The sequence below is a fragment of the Pantoea sp. y20 genome, assembly GCF_054903455.1.
The window spans coordinates 566765-580406 of sequence record NZ_CM142816.1 but is presented as its reverse complement, the minus strand read 5'-3'; the positions used below and the strand labels follow the sequence as shown (position 1 = coordinate 580406).

General features: G+C 60.4%; 9 protein-coding genes. 5 read left to right on the top strand and 4 right to left on the bottom strand.

The window, feature by feature from the left end; all coding sequences use genetic code 11:
* The first annotated feature begins 229 nt into the window (after nucleotides 1–229).
* Both fes and ACYAC5_RS02595 read left to right on the top strand, forming a co-directional pair.
* Entirely contained in the window at nucleotides 230–1459 is a 1230-nt protein-coding gene (fes, locus tag ACYAC5_RS02600; RefSeq protein WP_277974446.1) for an enterochelin esterase, read from the top strand.
* Nucleotides 1444–5355 carry an enterobactin synthase subunit F gene (locus ACYAC5_RS02595; protein ID WP_277974445.1) on the top strand — a complete coding sequence of 1304 codons (3912 nt, stop codon included), beginning with the start codon at nucleotides 1444–1446 and terminating at the stop codon, nucleotides 5353–5355. Before fes ends, ACYAC5_RS02595 begins: the two co-directional genes overlap by 16 nt.
* Nucleotides 5356–5530: 175 nt before the next feature.
* Here the strand turns inward: ACYAC5_RS02595 and ACYAC5_RS02590 are convergent, their stop codons facing one another.
* From ACYAC5_RS02590 to fepD, 3 genes are read right to left on the bottom strand one after another with little or no spacing between them, the layout of a single operon-like run.
* Nucleotides 5531–6328, bottom strand: coding sequence for an ATP-binding cassette domain-containing protein (locus tag ACYAC5_RS02590; RefSeq protein ID WP_192412514.1), 798 nt, complete (start codon nucleotides 6326–6328; stop codon nucleotides 5531–5533).
* A complete protein-coding gene (gene fepG / locus ACYAC5_RS02585) occupies nucleotides 6325–7308 on the bottom strand; it encodes an iron-enterobactin ABC transporter permease (RefSeq protein ID WP_192412516.1) in 984 nt (327 codons plus the stop codon). Before fepG ends, ACYAC5_RS02590 begins: the two co-directional genes overlap by 4 nt.
* Nucleotides 7305–8294, bottom strand: coding sequence for a Fe(3+)-siderophore ABC transporter permease (fepD, locus tag ACYAC5_RS02580; protein WP_192412518.1), 990 nt, complete (start codon nucleotides 8292–8294; stop codon nucleotides 7305–7307). The genes fepG and fepD overlap by 4 nt, the downstream gene beginning before the upstream one ends.
* 141 nt (nucleotides 8295–8435) lie before the next feature.
* Between fepD and entS the strand changes: the two genes are divergently transcribed.
* Nucleotides 8436–9686, top strand: coding sequence for an enterobactin transporter EntS (entS, locus tag ACYAC5_RS02575; RefSeq protein ID WP_462062361.1), 1251 nt, complete (start codon nucleotides 8436–8438; stop codon nucleotides 9684–9686).
* On the opposite strand, the gene fepB is transcribed toward entS, so the two are convergent.
* Entirely contained in the window at nucleotides 9681–10646 is a 966-nt protein-coding gene (gene fepB, locus ACYAC5_RS02570) for a Fe2+-enterobactin ABC transporter substrate-binding protein (protein WP_210080947.1), read from the bottom strand. The two genes, entS and fepB, sit on opposite strands and share 6 nt — an antisense overlap.
* A gap of 176 nt (nucleotides 10647–10822) precedes the next feature.
* On the opposite strand from fepB, the gene ACYAC5_RS02565 reads away from it, so the two are divergent.
* Both ACYAC5_RS02565 and ACYAC5_RS02560 read left to right on the top strand, forming a co-directional pair.
* Nucleotides 10823–12004: an isochorismate synthase gene (locus ACYAC5_RS02565; RefSeq protein WP_192412532.1), complete on the top strand. Its 1182-nt coding sequence runs from the start codon at nucleotides 10823–10825 to the stop codon at nucleotides 12002–12004.
* A gap of 10 nt (nucleotides 12005–12014) precedes the next feature.
* Nucleotides 12015–13631, top strand: a complete 1617-nt coding sequence (locus tag ACYAC5_RS02560; RefSeq protein ID WP_192412535.1) for a (2,3-dihydroxybenzoyl)adenylate synthase — start codon at nucleotides 12015–12017, stop codon at nucleotides 13629–13631.
* Nucleotides 13632–13642: the final 11 nt, after the last annotated feature.

Here is a 13642-nt window from a genome sequence, read left to right as displayed (position 1 = left end):
CCGTTGAATGCTTAACTGGCGAGCCGGTGAGAAGATCCCTGTCCATATCGCGCCCAGTTCCAGACCCTTCAAACCATCCGTAGCGCAACCTTACCGAACGGTAAGCATCTGGCGGAACAGGCGTGCTCATTTTTGAGCGCAGTCACCCTATTGCAAATGCAAATTATTATCAATAGTATTATTCATCAAGCTTATGTAAATCTCCGCGTAAACACCGACTGGCAGCCCTATGACCTGGCGAAATGATGTAACCGGCAGTGCGGCCTGGTGGCAGGCGCAACAATCCCAAGGTATTCCCCGCATTGAGTTAGTAGACGATGGCCAATGTCAGGTCACTTTCTTCTGGCGTGATCCGCAAGGCGATGAGACGCAATCGTCGACCCAGCGCGTGTGGATTAACATTACCGGCGTGACCGATCACCACCAGCGCCGCCCGCCGCAGTCGTTAATGCGTGTGGCGGGCACCAACGTCTGGTATTGGCAGACCTCGCTGCCCGCCAACTGGCGCGGCAGTTACTGTTTGATGCCCGATGAACAGGCCACGGACTTCACTGGCGTTGCCGACATGTCCACGCTGCGCAACTGGTGGCGCGACAAATTTCCGACGGCGCAGGCCGATCCTTTGAACAGCTTACGTGGCTGGTCCGGTGGTCGCGGCATGGGCGTCTCGCCGCTGCATCTGCCTCACGCACCCGATCAACAGCTGTGGCAAGCGGTGGATAACGGCACAGCGCCAACCATTGAACTGCAACAGCAACAATGGGATAGCGCGCTATTAGGCAACAGCCGCAAGGTGTGGATTTACACCACCGGCGCAGCCAATCCCGCACAGCGTCCGCTGGCCATCATGCTTGACGGGCAATTCTGGGCGCACAGCATGCCGATTGCCGGACCGCTGCAGCAGCTCACTGATGCCGGTTCTTTGCCGCCAGCGGTGTATCTGTTTATCGACATCATTGACCGCGAACACCGCAGCCGCGAGCTGCCGTGTAACGCGCAGTTTTGGCAAGCCATTCAGCAAGAACTGTTACCGCAAATTGCACAATCAACGCCTTATCGCCAGCAGGCGGACAGTACCATCGTCGCCGGACAAAGCTTTGGCGGCCTGGCGTCGGTGTTTGCCGCGCTGCACTGGCCGGAAACCTTTGGCAACGCGCTCAGCTTATCGGGCTCCTTCTGGTGGCCGGAACGCGGCAATCCGCACGGCTGGCTGCTGCAGGCGCTGGATAACGGTCTTGCACCGCGTCAACCGCTGCGTTTCTGGCTCGAAGCGGGCAAACGCGAAGGCTTGATTCTGCAAGCTAATCAACAACTTCAACAGCAGCTTAGCGCTGCCGGCTATCAGGTGAATTACCTGCCGGTGGAAGGCGGCCATGACGCGCTCTGTTGGCGCGGCGGCCTGCTGAATGGCCTGCAAGCGCTGTGGAGCAAACCGGAGCATCCATGTCCGAATCCCTGATGAATAAGCCTATGACCGACCAACAAACCTTGCCGTTAGTCGCGGCACAGCCCGGCATCTGGATTGCCGATCAGCTGTCACCTCATCACAACGCTTACGCGGTGGCGCACTTTGTCGAACTGCGCGGTGAGATTGATAGCGCCCTGTTGGCGCAGGCGATCGTTGCGGGCATGCAGGAAGCCGACACGCTGAATATGGCCTTTGGTGAGGTGGAAGGCGAAGCCTTGCAGTGGCCGCAGCCACACGCCTTTAGCCTGCCGCAGATTGTCGATTTGCGCGCGGAGGCCGATGCGCCCGCCAAAGCGCGCGCGCTGATGCGTGACGATATGAATGGCGAACTGCGCGTATTGAGCGGCGCAAAGCTGTGGCATCACCGCCTGTTCCGTCTCGACGATCAGCATTGGTTTTGGTATCAGCGCTATCATCATTTGGTGGTGGATGGCTTCAGCTTTACCGCGCTGACGCGCCGCATAGCCAATCTCTACAGCGCGGCCGTACGTCAGCAAGCCGCTGAACCGACGCCGTTTATTCCGTTTAGCGAAGTGGTGGACGAGTATCAGCGCTACCGCGAATCCTCCTCCTTTATGCGTGACAGCCAGTTCTGGCGCGAAAAAGGCGCGGCGCTGCCCTCACCGGCTTCGCTCTCGCCGCTGCCGCTCGCCGGACAACATGCCAGCACCGATCTGCTGCGCCACAGCGTTACGCTGGATCGCAGCACCTTCCAGAGGCTAGTGCAGCAGCATCCGCACGCCAGCGCGGCCGATCTCGCCTTTGCGCTGGTGGCGCTGTGGCTGGCGCGTCTCAGCGGGCAAAACGACTTTGCCGCTGGCTTCATCTTTATGCGCCGCATCGGCTCGGCCGCCTTGTGCGCCACCGGTCCGGTGATCAACGTATTGCCGATGGCAATCCATTACGATCCGACGCAGCCGATCGGCGCGCTCGCCGCCCAGCTGGCGGGTGAAGTGAAAAAGATGCGTCGTCATCAGCGCTATGACGCCGAACAGGTGCAGCGCGATCTCGGCCGCCTCGGCGATGGCGATCCGCTGTACGGTCCGGTGATCAACCTGAAGATGTTTGACTACCAGCTCGATTTCGCTGGCGTGGAAGGCATCACCCATCAACTGGCGTCCGGGCCGGTGCGCGATCTGGAGATCGCCATTTACATCAGCGAGCACGGTGAACTGACGCTGGAGCTGCTGGCCAATGCCGAACGCTACAGCGAACAAACTTTGCAGCGTCATGCCAGCCGCTTTGCCCTGCTGCTCGATCAGCTGGCGCAACAGCCGCAGCAGCCGTGCGGCGAACTCGATCTGCTCACTGCCGAAGAGCATGCGCAGATTGCCGCAATCAACCAAACCGCCTATCCGCTGCCAGCAGAAACGCTGGCGTCACTGTTAGCGCAGCAGGCGGCACGCACCCCCGATGCACCGGCGCTGGCCGATGCGCAGCATCAGCTTAGCTATCGCGCGATGCAACAGCAGGTGTTTGCGCTGGCCGCCGATCTCAGCGCCGCCGGCGTGCAGCGTGGCGATATTGTCGCCGTGGCGCTGCCGCGTTCAGTGCAGCTCTCCCTGGCGCTACAGGCGATTGTTTCGCTCGGCGCTGCCTATTTGCCGCTCGATACGGGTTATCCGGATGACCGCTTACAGCTGATGCTGGAAGACGCCGCGCCAAAAACGCTGATCACCTGCGCAGCGCTCAGCGCGCGCTTCAGCGCCATCGCGTCGGTCAATCAGCTGCATTTTGATGTGCTGTATCACAATGCCCATGCACCGCAGCCGGCCAGCGCGCCGACGCCGCAGGATGGCGCCTACATCATTTACACCTCAGGTTCGACCGGTCGCCCTAAAGGCGTGCTGGTGGGGCATGAAGCCATCGTCAATCGCCTGTTGTGGATGCAGGATCGCTATCCGCTGCAAGCCGACGACGTGGTGCTGCAAAAAACCCCGAGCAGCTTCGACGTTTCGGTGTGGGAATTCTTCTGGCCGCTGCTGGTCGGTGCGCGGTTGGTGATGGCACCGCCAGAAGCCCATCGCGACCCGGAAGCGCTGCAGCAGCTGTTTGCCCGCTACAAAGTCACCACCACGCATTTCGTCCCCTCAATGCTGGCGGCCTTTGTCGCGGCGCTGGACGATCAAGCGGCGATTGCCCGCTGCGCCAGCCTGCGTAACGTGTTCTGCAGCGGTGAAGCGCTGCCGACGGATTTATCGCGCGAGTGGGAAAAACTGACGCGCGTGCCGCTGCACAATCTGTATGGCCCAACCGAAGCGGCGGTGGATGTCAGCTGGTATCCGGCGTTTGGGGCTGCCCTGGCCGCCGTCGAAGGTGCCAGCGTGCCGATTGGTTTCCCGGTGTGGAATACCGGCCTGCGCATCCTTGATGCCCGCATGCAGCCGGTGCCGCCGGGCGTGGCGGGCGATCTCTACTTAACCGGCGTGCAGCTGGCGCATGGCTATCTCGGCCGTCCCGATCTTACTGCCAGCCGCTTTATCGCCGATCCTTTCATGCCTGGCGAGCGCATGTATCTCACCGGCGACGTGGCGCGCTGGCTGGATAACGGTGCGGTGGAATATCTCGGCCGCAGCGACGATCAGCTGAAGATTCGCGGTCAGCGTATCGAACTGAATGAGATCGATCATGTGCTCAGCGCGCAGCCCGGCATTGAGCAGGCGGTCACACACGCGGTGATACTTGGCGATACCGCGGCGCAAGGTGATGCGCGTCAGCTGGTCGGCTACGTGATTGCCGGGCAGCCGGTTGATAGCGACGCGCTGCGCCAGGCGCTGGCGCAACGCTTGCCCGCGCATATGGTGCCGGTAGCCATTGTGCAGCTCGACGCCTTCCCGCTCAGCAGCAATGGCAAGCTGGATCGCAAAGCGCTGCCGTTGCCCGCATCCGCCGGCGCCAGTGCGGGACGTGCACCGCACGCCGGGCTGGAAACCACCTTAGCTAATGCTTTCTGTCAGCTGCTGGCGCGCGAGGAAATCAGCGCGCAGGATGACTTTTTCGCCCTCGGCGGCCATTCGCTGCTGGCGATGCGCTTAGCGGCGCAGCTGCGCCGTGAGCTGCAACAGCCGGTGTCGGTGGGACAAATCATGGTGGCCTCCACGGTGGAGAAGCTGGCAACGCTGCTCAGTGATACGCAATCCCATCAGCAAGCCGGTTTCGAAGCGGTGCTGCCGCTGCGTCAGGGCAACGGACCAACGCTGTTCTGCTTCCATCCGGCGTCAGGGTTTGCCTGGCAATTCAGCATCCTGCAGCGTTATCTCGATGCGCGCTGGTCGCTGGTCGGCATTCAGTCGCCGGATATCAGTAGCCCGCTGAACCAAAGCGCGCATCTGGATGACGTGTGCGACGCCCATCTGCAAACCCTGCGCGACGTGCAGCCGCACGGACCTTACTATTTCCTCGGCTATTCGCTTGGCGGCACCCTGGCGCAAGGCATTGCGGCCCGGCTGGAAGCGGCCGGTGAAGAGGTGGCGTTCCTCGGCCTGCTGGATACCTGGCCACCAGAAACGCAAAACTGGGATGAGAAACGCGGCGAGAACGTGCTGGATCCGGCGGTGCTGGAAGAGGTGAACCGCGAGCGCGAGCAGTTTATCGCCGCGCAGCGCCATCAGGCCGGCGAAGAGATGCGTGCGATGTTCGATACCATCGAGGCCAACTACGCCAGTTCGGTGCGCCTGCTGGCGACCGCACGCAGCGCGCGTTTCAACGGTCGCGCCACGCTGTTCCTCGCCGAACAGACGCAGCAGCCAGGACAAGATGCGCGCCGCGCCTGGGCACCCTATGTTGGTGAACTGGAAGTGTGGCCGATGGATTGCGCCCACGTGGAGATCATTTCACCGCAGATGTTTGAGCAGATTGGACCGTTGTTGCAGCGGTTGTTGGGATAGCGATCTTTCCCTCACACTAACCCTCTCCCGCAAGCGGGAGAGGGAACAATCAGGAGCCGCTGACGGGAGAGGGAATGTTTAGGTGTGGTAACGGGTGTAACATACAAGCTGGGTCGGCCCCTGCTCCCGCAAGCGGGAGAAGGCTGGGATGAGGGCCCGCGCGCACCGTGTTTAATTATCCCCCGCGCCCCAGCGGCACAATCATTGGCGTATGCGCCACCGGATCGTCCACAATCACGCAGCGCAAGCCATACACCTGCTCGATCAACGCGGGCGTCACAATCTCCGACGGCTTCCCTTCGGCAACAATCCTGCCGTCACGCATCGCAATCAAATGCGTGGCATAGCGACAAGCGTGATTAAGATCGTGCAGCACCACCACCAGCGTTCGCCCATGCTGTTGATTCAGCTCCTGCATCAATTCCAGCAGCTCAATTTGATGGGTGATATCCAGCCAGGTGGTCGGTTCATCCAGCAGCAGCAGCGGCGTTTCCTGCGCCAGCACCATGGCAATCCACACGCGCTGACGCTGACCGCCCGATAACGTATCCACCGACTGCTGGGCCAAATCGGCCACGCCGGTGGCGCGCATCGCGTTCTGCACCGCCGCTTCATCTTCCGCACGCCAGCGACCAAACAGCGCCTGATGCGGATAACGTCCGCGCGCCACCAGCTCGGTGACGCTGATGCCCGCCGGCGCGTTGGAACTTTGCGGCAGCAGACCCAAACGCCTCGCCACTTCTTTGGTGGGATAGCTGGCAATGGCCGCGCCATCCAGCAACACCTCACCTTTTAACGGCGTATGCAGGCGACTCAACGTGCGCAGCAGCGTCGATTTTCCGCAGGCGTTAGGGCCGATAATCACCGTCAGCTCACCTTGCGGAATCGTCACTGACAGATTCTCTGCCACCACCTTTTTGTCATAGCTCAGCGTTAGGCTATCGCCGCGCAGACGTGAAGGGATATCGGTCATTGGCGTCGCGCCTCCCGCACCAGTAAAGCGATCAGATAAAGTCCACCGAGAATGACGGTTATCACGCCAACCGGTAATTGATATGGCAGGAACAGATGCTGTGCGGCGAAGTCTGCAGCAATCAATAACAGCGCACCGCACAGCGCCGCCAGCGGCAAGGCACCTTTGACGCCGCCGCCAAGACGACGGGCAATCTGCGGCGCCAGCAGCGCGACAAACGAAATCGGCCCGACCAGCGCGGTTGACGCCGCCGTGAGCACCACGCCAATCAGCATCAGCCACATGCGGCTGCGCTCCACCGGCACGCCAAGCGCGCAGGCGGTATCGTCGCCCATCTCTAGCAAACGCATCCGCCGCGCCAGCAGCGCCATCAACAGTAACGCCAGCAGCAGTACCGCAATCACCGGCGGCGTTTTTGCCCAGGTAATGCCGTTGAGCGATCCGGCGCTCCACAAGCCCGCACTCAGCGCCGACTCCAGCGAGGCGCTGATAATCAGCCAGGAATTCAACGCCATCAGCAGCGCGCGCACGCTGATGCCGACGATAATCAGCCGGAAGGTCTCTACGCCGTTGCGCCAGGCAAACAGATAGACCAGCGCCGCCGTGGCGATGCCGCCAATCAACGCTGCGCCGGTCATCGCCGTGACGCTTTGATTAAACAGCACCAGCGCCACCAGCACGCCGCTGTAAGCGCCGGTGTTGAAACCGAGAATGTCCGGGCTGCCGAGCGGATTACGCAGCAGCGACTGGAAAATTGCGCCGCTGATGCCTAACGCCGCACCAATCAGCAGCGCCATTAGCACGCGCGGCAAGCGCCATTCCAGCACGATCAGTTTGACGTTGCTGGCGCCCTGCCCGAGCAGAATTTGCCAGATTTGATCACTGCTGATCTGCAATGCACCGCGCGTCATCGCCATATAAGCCAGCAGAGCGCAGGCGCACAGCAGCCAAAGCGTATGTAACCCGACACGACGCGTCATAGTGCACCCCGGCCCAATTTACGGCGCACCAGCGCAATCAGCATCGGCGCACCGAGCATCGCCGTGACGATGGAAACCCGCAGCTCGCCCGCCACCAGCAGGCGGCCAAGGATATCGGCGGCGAGCAGCAGAATCGGCGTGATCAGCGCGGTCGCAGGCAGCATCCAGCGGTGATCGTTGCCCACCAGCCAGCGGGCAAAGTGCGGCGTCATTAAACCGACAAAGGCAATCGGGCCCACCGCCGCGGTGGCTGCGCCGCACAGCAGCGCAATCGCCAACAGGCCAAGCAGTTGGGTGCGCGCCACCCGCGTGCCGAGCGCGGTCGCCATGTCGCCACCCATACTCAAACTGTTCAGCGCCTGCGATAGCGCAATGGCCACCACGCTGCCGATCAGCACCGCCGGGAACAGCGTGCGCAGCGTGGTGAAATTGCGAATATCCAGCGAGCCGCTGTGCCAGAAGCGCAGATGATCGTAGATGTCGGGATTGAGCAGCGACAGGCCAGAGGTTAATCCTTCCAGCACCGCGCCCAGCGCCACGCCGGCCAGCGTCAGACGCACCGGATTGACACGCCCGCCGCCAATCGCGCCGGTCATCGCCACCAGCACGGACGCCAGCAGCGCGCCGCCAAAGGCGAAGCCGAGCCAATCCACCGGCGAGTCAGCACCGAACAGCGCAATGCCAATTACCACCGCGAAACCTGCTCCGGCGTTGACGCCAAGAATGCCGGGATCGGCCAGCGGATTGCGCGTCAGGCTCTGCATCAACGCACCAGCGAGGCCGAGCGCCACGCCCGCCAGCAAACCGGCCAGCGTACGCGGCAGGCGCGCGTCACGCACAATGACGCACTCCGCGCTGTGACAGGAGGTGGTAAGCGAATGATAAACATCGGGAAGCGGTATTGATTTTGCCCCCAGCATTAAGCTGAGCGCGATGAGGAGCAAGAGCAGAATCCCTGAGCCTGCTAATGCACGAATCTGGCGCATAGCGTTCTAAACCTTCACTGTTCAACGTCGTTGCATGCGCGATGTAACTTGATAATGGTTATCGTTATTACTCGCGTTCAGCTATGTTACCATGACTCGCCTCGCGGACGATGAGGAAAATTGGTGCAATAAGGCGAACACATGAACAAATCTTCCCACTTTATCGATCTCTCGCTGCTGAAAACTCACCCGGCTTTTCGCGCGGTGTTTATCGCGCGTTTTATCTCGATTGTCGCGCTCGGCATGCTCGCTGTGGCGGTGCCGGTGCAGATTCAGCACATGACCCATTCACCGCTGCTGGTGGGCTTGGCGGTGACGCTGGCCGCTGCCGGCATGTTTATCGGCCTGCTCACCGGCGGCGTTTTGGCGGATCGCCATGAACGCAAAAAGCTGATTTTGTTTGCCCGATCCACCTGCGGCTTAGGTTTTATCGCGCTGGCGATTAACGCCGCGCTGCCAGAACCCTCTCTGATCGCGGTTTATCTGCTGGGTTTCTGGGATGGTTTTTTCGGCGCGATTGGCGTCACCGCGCTGCTGGCGGCGACGCCCGCGCTGGTCGGTAGGGAAAACATTATGCAGGCGGGCGCTATCACCATGTTGACGGTGCGCTTCGGCTCCATTTTATCGCCCGCGATTGCTGGTCTGGTGATTGCTCACGGCGGCGTGACGTGGAACTACGCACTCGCTGCCTTTGGCACCTTACTTACCGTGTTAACGCTGCTGAAATTGCCCACTTTGCCGCCGCCGCCACAACCGCGTGAACATCCGCTGAAATCCCTCGCCGCTGGCGTGCAGTTTCTTTTCGCCAGCCCGATTGTCGGCATGGTGGCGCTGATTGGCGCATTAGTCACGCTGGCCAGCGCGGTGCGCGTGCTCTATCCGTCGCTTGCGCCGCATTGGTCAGTGAGCGCTGACCAGCTTGGCCTGATGTATGCCGCCGTGCCGCTCGGCGCAGCTATCGGCGCGTTCACCAGCGGTAAACTGAAACACGCCGCGCGTCCCGGACAGCTGGTGCTCGGCAGTGCGATTGCAGCGTTTGTCGCGTTGGGTTTGTTTAGCCAGATGCCGAACCTGCCGCTGGCGTTAGCCTGTTTAGTCGCTTTCGGTTACTTCAGCGCCATCAACAGCCTGGTGCAGTACGCGATGATTCAGGCATTAACGCCAGATCATCTGTTAGGCCGCATCAACGGCTTGTGGACCGCGCAGAACGTGACCGGCGATGCGATTGGTGCGGCGGTGATTGGTGCGATGGGTTCATGGCTGCTGCCACCGCAGGCCGCCGCGGTATTTGGCTTTACGTCGGCGCTGCTCGGCATCGTGATGTGGTGGGTGATGGGCCGTTTACGTCGTTACCATCCGCCAGCACCGGAGCTGACGGAACAGGCATCATGATTTAACGAACAGCTTCTCCAGACGCGCCAGTAGATTGCTGGCGCTGTAGTAATCAAGACGGAAGGAATCGACGCCCAGCTCGTAAACCTGCTTGCCCTGCACCGCCGCGTTTTGTGCAAGGAACGGATTGTTCAACACCGATTGCGTGGTTTTATCGTCAGCGGCGAACAGCAGGAAGGTTTTACCGGTCAGGCCGCTGGCAACGTTTTCGCCCGACAGCTGAATGATGTCTTTGCGCTGTCCCATGCTGTGTCCCTGCTCAACCGTCGCCGGTGGCGTTGCCAGGGTGAAGCCAAGTTGTTCCAGCAGCTTGCCCTGCGCCGAAGCCGCGGTCCACACATTGACTGCGCGTCCGCCGCCGTTCCATACCATGGCGGAGACCGGCTGCGGTGGCAGCGTGATGGCTTTTTTCAGCGCCGCTTCACGATCGTCGAAAGCTTTAATACGTTGCGCCGCCTGCGCTTCATGCCCGGTCGCCTGGCCTAACTGCGTGACGACCTCCTGCCAGCTTTTGTCGTCGTAATTGACCACCAGCGTCGGTGCAATAGCCGAAAACTGTTCGGCGAGCTTGATGGCAGAATCGTTGCCGGTGGCGCTGACGATAATCAGATCCGGCGCTTGCGCGGCAACCGCTTCGGCATTCGGCTCACCGATATACAGACGTTGAAGATGTTGCTTTTTGGCAACGTCGCTCCACTGGCGGAAGAAACCCTGATCGTCGGCCAGGCGACTGTTCGGCGCAGTCGCGCCGGAAGCAATCACCGGCGCATCAATGGCCAGCAGCGATCCGGTCAGCGTGACGCTGGTCGAGACAATGCGCTGCGGCGCGTGATTGAGCGTGATCGATCCGTTGGCACCCTGAACGGTGCGCGGCCAACCCTGTTCGGCATGAGCGACGCTGGTGAAAATCTGGAAAACACCTATAAGGGCTGCAATGCCCCAAAAACCGCATTTATTCATAAGTTTTGGTCCACTTTTTAGCATATTTCCCTGCTGAGCGTCAGCGCCTGATTACGGCTAAACGCAGCTGAAATCCCGCGAATGGATTGACACTTTTGCCCAATCGACGTAGGTTACAGGCCCATAATAAAAATGATAATCATTCTTAATAATCTTATCATTTATAGGTGAAAATTATGGTGGAATCTTCCACGTTTGAAAATGCCTGGCTGAAGGATTATTCCGCGCTAAGCCGTGGTTTCCTCTTTACCTCGCCATGGCGTAGTTTGGCAACGCAAGGATGCTATACCACCGTTACCGCGCCGGTAGATGACGCCGCGTCGCTGGACGGTGATTTCCAACAACAGTTACGTCAGCATTTTGCCGCGGCGAAAAAACAGGGCATCGACAATCCGATTCTGGTCGGGGCGATCCCGTTTGACGTCAGCCAGCCCGCCGCGCTGTTTATTCCTGAATCCTATCAGACGTTTAATCGCGCTGACCTGCAAAACGCGTTGCCGGAAAACGTCAGCGATCTGCCGCAGGTGCGACGTCGCACCGCAGTGCCGGATCACGATGTGTTTACCACGATGGTGGCAGATGCGGTGGCGGCCACGCAGCGCGGCGATCTGGATAAAGTGGTGCTGTCGCGTCTGATGGATATCGTTAGCGAACAGCCGGTTGATACCGCAGCGCTGATGCAGCGCGTGATTGCGCAGAACCCCAACAGCTACCATTTCCATCTGCCGCTGCCGCAAGGCGGTGCGCTGATTGGTGCCAGTCCGGAGCTGATGCTGCGCAAACAGGGGCGCGATTTTAGCTCTTGTCCGCTGGCGGGCTCAGCGCGGCGCAATCACGACGATGCCCAGCAGGATCGTGCCGCTGGCGATACGCTGATGGATTCCGGCAAAGATCGTCATGAGCACAAACTGGTGACCGACGCGATGCGCGACACCTTGCAGCCGCGCAGCCGTTTGCTGTCGGTGCCGACCATTCCGTCGCTGATTACCACCGCCACGCTGTGGCATCTCGCCACGCAAATCGACGGCGAAGTGCAGGATGAGCGCGAAAATGCGCTGTCGCTGGCCTGCCTGCTGCACCCGACGCCTGCGTTGAGCGGTTTCCCCCATCAGCGCGCGCAGCAGCTTATTCAGCAGCTGGAACCTTTTGATCGCCAACTATTTGGCGGCATCGTCGGCTGGTGCGATAGCCAGGGCAATGGCGAATGGGTGGTCACCATCCGCTGCGGCACCGTGCATGGCACGCGGGTGCGCCTGTTTGCCGGCGCGGGCATCGTGGCCGACTCACAACCCGAATCAGAATGGCGTGAAACCGGCGTGAAGCTGGACACCATGTTGCGCGCCTTTGGACTGCAATAAAGGAAAGAACATGAGCATTCCCTATACTCGCTGGCCGGACGACCTGGCTGCGCGCTATCGCGAAAAAGGTTACTGGCTGGATGTGCCTATGACCGACATTCTGGCGCGTCATCAGCATAATGATGCCATCGCGGTGATTGATGGCGATCGCCAGATCAGCTATCGCGAAATGGACGTGCTGAGCAGCAACCTGGCCGCCGCGCTGCAGCGCCGTGGCCTGCAAAATGGCGATACTGCGCTGGTGCAGCTTGGCAACGTGGCCGATTTTTATGTCACGGTATTTGCGCTGTTTAAGCTCGGCGTAGCGTCAGTATTTGCGCTGTTCAGCCATCAGCGCACCGAACTAAGCGCCTATGCGGCGCAGATCGAACCTAAACTGCTGATTGCCGATCGCACTCACACGCTGTTTGCTGATGATAGCTTTATCAACGCGCTGTGCGCCGCGCAGCCTTCGCTGCAGCAGGTGATTCTGCGTAATGACAACCAGCCGGAAAATACGCTGGAAGCGCTGATGGCGGAAGCCGCGGGTGATTACCTCGCCACACCAACCGCCGCTGATGAAGTGGCGTTTTTCCAGCTCTCCGGCGGCAGCACCGGCACGCCGAAGCTGATTCCGCGCACCCACAACGACTATTACTACAGCATTCGCGCCAGTGATGAGATTTGTCAGGTGACCGCCGATACGCGTTATCTCATCGCCCTGCCCGCGCCGCATAACTTTGCCATGAGCTCCCCGGGTTCGCTCGGTGTGTTTTATGCCGGTGGTCAGGTAATTCTGGCTGCCGATCCCAGCGCCACGCTCTGCTTCCCGCTGATTGAGAAGCATCAGGTCACCGATACCGGTTTGGTGCCGCCGGCGGTGAGTTTGTGGCTACAGGCGATTCAGGAATGGGGCAGCAATAAACAGCTGGCTTCGCTGCAACGCATTCAGGTGGGCGGCGCCAAGCTGGGCGAAACCCTTGCGGCACGTATTCAGCGTGAAATTGGCTGTCAGCTGCAGCAGGTTTTCGGCATGGCCGAAGGTCTGGTGAACTACACGCGCTTTGGCGACGATGAGAACATCATTCTCACCACGCAAGGCCGCCCGATCTCTGAAGATGACGAAGTGTGGGTCGCTGACGAGCACGGCAACGCGCTGCCAACCGGCACCATCGGTCGCCTGATGACGCGCGGCCCCTACACCTTCCGTGGCTATTACAAGAGCCCGGAACATAACGCCGCCAGCTTCGACGCCAACGGGTTTTACTGTTCGGGCGATCTGATTGAGATCGACGCGCAGGGCTACATCACCGTGCAAGGGCGCGAAAAGGATCAGATCAATCGCGGTGGCGAGAAGATCGCCGCGGAAGAGATCGAAAATCTGCTGCAACGCCATCCGGATGTGATCCACGCCGCGCTGGTGTCGATGAACGACGAATTGATGGGTGAAAAGAGCTGCGCCTTTATCGTTGCTAGCCAACCGATCAAAGCGGTGGCGTTGCGTCGTCACCTGCGAGAACTGGGTGTGGCCGAGTTCAAATTACCTGACCGTATTACCTGCGTCGATGCTCTGCCGCTGACGCCTGTCGGCAAGGTGGATAAAAAACGTTTACGTCAACAGCTTGCCGACCAACAAGCGCAAGCCTGACCTGTTCCGGA

Excerpts from the sequence above, each read along its gene's own strand:
- fes (WP_277974446.1), top strand. The coding sequence starts at position 230 with ATGACCTGGCGAAATGATGTAACCGGCAGTGCGGCCTGGTGGCAGGCG.
- fepD (WP_192412518.1), bottom strand. The coding sequence starts at position 8,294 with ATGCGCCAGATTCGTGCATTAGCAGGCTCAGGGATTCTGCTCTTGCTC.
- ACYAC5_RS02595 (WP_277974445.1), top strand. The coding sequence starts at position 1,444 with ATGTCCGAATCCCTGATGAATAAGCCTATGACCGACCAACAAACCTTG.
- ACYAC5_RS02565 (WP_192412532.1), top strand. The coding sequence starts at position 10,823 with ATGGTGGAATCTTCCACGTTTGAAAATGCCTGGCTGAAGGATTATTCC.
- fepG (WP_192412516.1), bottom strand. The coding sequence starts at position 7,308 with ATGACGCGTCGTGTCGGGTTACATACGCTTTGGCTGCTGTGCGCCTGC.
- fepB (WP_210080947.1), bottom strand. The coding sequence starts at position 10,646 with ATGAATAAATGCGGTTTTTGGGGCATTGCAGCCCTTATAGGTGTTTTC.
- ACYAC5_RS02560 (WP_192412535.1), top strand. The coding sequence starts at position 12,015 with ATGAGCATTCCCTATACTCGCTGGCCGGACGACCTGGCTGCGCGCTAT.
- entS (WP_462062361.1), top strand. The coding sequence starts at position 8,436 with ATGAACAAATCTTCCCACTTTATCGATCTCTCGCTGCTGAAAACTCAC.
- ACYAC5_RS02590 (WP_192412514.1), bottom strand. The coding sequence starts at position 6,328 with ATGACCGATATCCCTTCACGTCTGCGCGGCGATAGCCTAACGCTGAGC.